This is a genomic window from Novosphingobium sp. B-7 (assembly GCF_000410615.1).
Taxonomy (GTDB): Bacteria; Pseudomonadota; Alphaproteobacteria; order Sphingomonadales; family Sphingomonadaceae; genus Novosphingobium; species Novosphingobium capsulatum.
The window spans coordinates 1-2413 of sequence record NZ_APCQ01000661.1 but is presented as its reverse complement, the minus strand read 5'-3'; the positions used below and the strand labels follow the sequence as shown (position 1 = coordinate 2413).

Here is a 2413-nt window from a genome sequence, read left to right as displayed (position 1 = left end):
GCCGCCGCGCGCGGCCCGCTCGATGCGCTGCGCCCGCCCCGCGCGATGGCCTATGAACTGGGCCGTGACGAGGCGATCGACCGCCTGCTGCTCGCCGGACGCGATATTACCGACCTGTCTGGCTGGACCGTGCCACGCCTGCCGCTCAAGGGCGGGCAGATCGTGGCACGCGGCGTCGGCGCCGGGCCAGACGTTGCCCGCACCCTGCGCGCGGTAGAGGCACGCTGGGTGGCCGAAGGCTTCCCCGACGAAGCCCGCGTGATGCAACTGCTCGACGAAGAGCTGGCCAAAAACTGATCACTTTCTCCCCATCCTCTTCAGAGGAGGGGGTCGGGGGGTGGGGCGAGGCCTGGCGCAAGGTTTCCACCACCCCCACCCCCCCCAAAGAGGATGGGGCTTTTGCCGCGTTCTATTTCAACTTCAGCGGCAGCCCGGCGCAGACCAGCACGGCCTCGTCACACACCGCCGCCATGCGCTGGTTGGCCCAGCCCGCCTCGTCGCGAAAACGCCGGGCCAGGGCATTGTCGGGCACGATGCCCTGGCCCACTTCGTTGCTGACCAGGATGACCAGGCCCGCCGCCCCGGCCACGGCCTGGTCCAGATCGTCGAGCGCGGCGGCCATGTCGCGTTCGGCCAGCATCAGGTTGCTGAGCCACAGGGTTAGGCAATCGACCAGCAGCACGCGATCGGGCGCGGCATGGGTGGCGATCGCGTGGGGCAGGTCGAGCGGCGCATCGACGGTTTGCCAGCGAGCATCGCGCTCTGCCCGGTGGCGGGCGATGCGCGCGGTCATTTCCGCGTCAAAGGCCTGGGCCGTGGCGATGTAGCGCGGCGCCAGGCCGCTATCCTCGGCACGCTGCTGGGCATAGCGGCTCTTGCCCGATCGCGCCCCGCCGATCACGAACAGACTAGGCATCGCCAGCCTCGCGCGCCAGGGCCAAGAGGCCGTCGATATCGAGATGCTGTTCCAACCGGGCGGCAATCGCATCGAGTGCGGCGTCGACCACCGCAGAATGGTTGGCCCCATCGGATACTCCGCCGATCCAGCCGAGCAGCGCCCCGCGCAGCGCCGGCCCGCCCAGCGCGCCATGCACATAGCTGCCCATCACCTGGCCGCTCATGTCGATCGCGCCATCGGGCCTGTCACCATCGAGCAGAGCAAAGGGCCGCGCGCAATCGGGGCCTTCGGTATGGCCCATGTGCATCTCGAACCCGGCAAACGCCTGGCCCAGCGCCTGCCCTGCCACCTGGCGCAGCGCCTTGTGCGGGGTGAGCACGGTGGCCACGTCGAGCAGGCCCAGCCCGGCCATTTCGCCCGCTGGCCCCTCGATGCCATGGGGATCGACCACGGTCTTGCCCAGCATCTGGTATCCCCCGCAAATGCCCAGGATGCGCCCGCCACGGCGGTGATGAGCCAGAATGTCGATATCCCAGCCTTGCGCACGCAATGCAGCGAGGTCGGCCAGCGTGGCCTTCGATCCCGGCAGCACGATCAGCGCGCAATCGGCCGGGATCGGCTGGCCCGGCGGCACCATCACCAGTTCCACGCCGCTTTCGCCTTTCAGCGGATCGAGATCATCGAAATTGGCAATGCGCGGCAGGATCGGGCAGGCAATGCGCAGCGCGCCCGCGCGCAACGGGGCATGGCGTTCCAGCACCACGGCGTCTTCGCTCGGCAAACGCGCGCTTTCCGCCAGCCACGGCACCACGCCAAACCCGCGCCAGCCCGAAAGCGCGGCAATTTGCTGATAGCCATCGGCAAAGAGCGCGGGATCACCCCGGAACTTGTTGATGACAAAGCCCCGGATCATCGCCGCGTCAGCCGGATCGAGCACGGCCCGCGTACCCACCAGCGCGGCGATGACCCCGCCCCGGTCGATATCGCCGACCAAGACCACCGGCACCCGCGCCGCGCGGGCAAAGCCCATGTTGGCAATATCACCGGCGCGCAGGTTGATTTCCGCGGGCGAGCCTGCCCCTTCCACCACCACCACATCGGCCTGGGCGCGCAACCGCTGCCAACTGGCCATGACATCGGGCAGCAGCGCGGCGCGACCCATGCGAAAATTGCCGCCGCCCAGCGTGCCCCGCACTCGGCCATGCACCACCAGTTGCGAGGTGTGATCCGCCTGCGGCTTGAGCAGCACCGGATTCATGTCGGTATGCGGCGCGGCACGGCAGGCCAGGGCCTGCAGCGCCTGCGCCCGGCCGATTTCCCCGCCGTCGCTGGTGACCGCGGCATTGTTCGACATGTTCTGCGGCTTGAACGGCAAGACGCGCAGGCCCCGGTTGGAAAGCGCGCGGCACAGCCCCGCCACCAGCACCGATTTGCCCACGTCAGACCCGGTGCCCTGCACCATCAATGCGCCCATCGTCATCCCTTCCACACCAGCCCCGCGCCCAGCGCCACCGC

At 69.1% G+C, this 2413-nt stretch carries 2 protein-coding genes and 1 pseudogene; 1 reads left to right on the top strand and 2 read right to left on the bottom strand.

Annotated features, from left to right (window positions below):
• A pseudogene (locus H926_RS26080) lies at positions 1–297 on the top strand (CCA tRNA nucleotidyltransferase); the annotation flags it as partial.
• Between the two features lie 112 nt (positions 298–409).
• Here H926_RS26080 and cobU read toward each other — a convergent pair.
• Both cobU and H926_RS0106990 read right to left on the bottom strand, forming a co-directional pair.
• Positions 410–916, bottom strand: coding sequence for a bifunctional adenosylcobinamide kinase/adenosylcobinamide-phosphate guanylyltransferase (gene cobU, locus H926_RS0106995; RefSeq protein WP_022675666.1), 507 nt, complete (start codon positions 914–916; stop codon positions 410–412).
• Positions 909–2372, bottom strand: coding sequence for a cobyric acid synthase (locus H926_RS0106990; protein ID WP_028657701.1), 1464 nt, complete (start codon positions 2370–2372; stop codon positions 909–911). Before H926_RS0106990 ends, cobU begins: the two co-directional genes overlap by 8 nt.
• Positions 2373–2413: the final 41 nt, after the last annotated feature.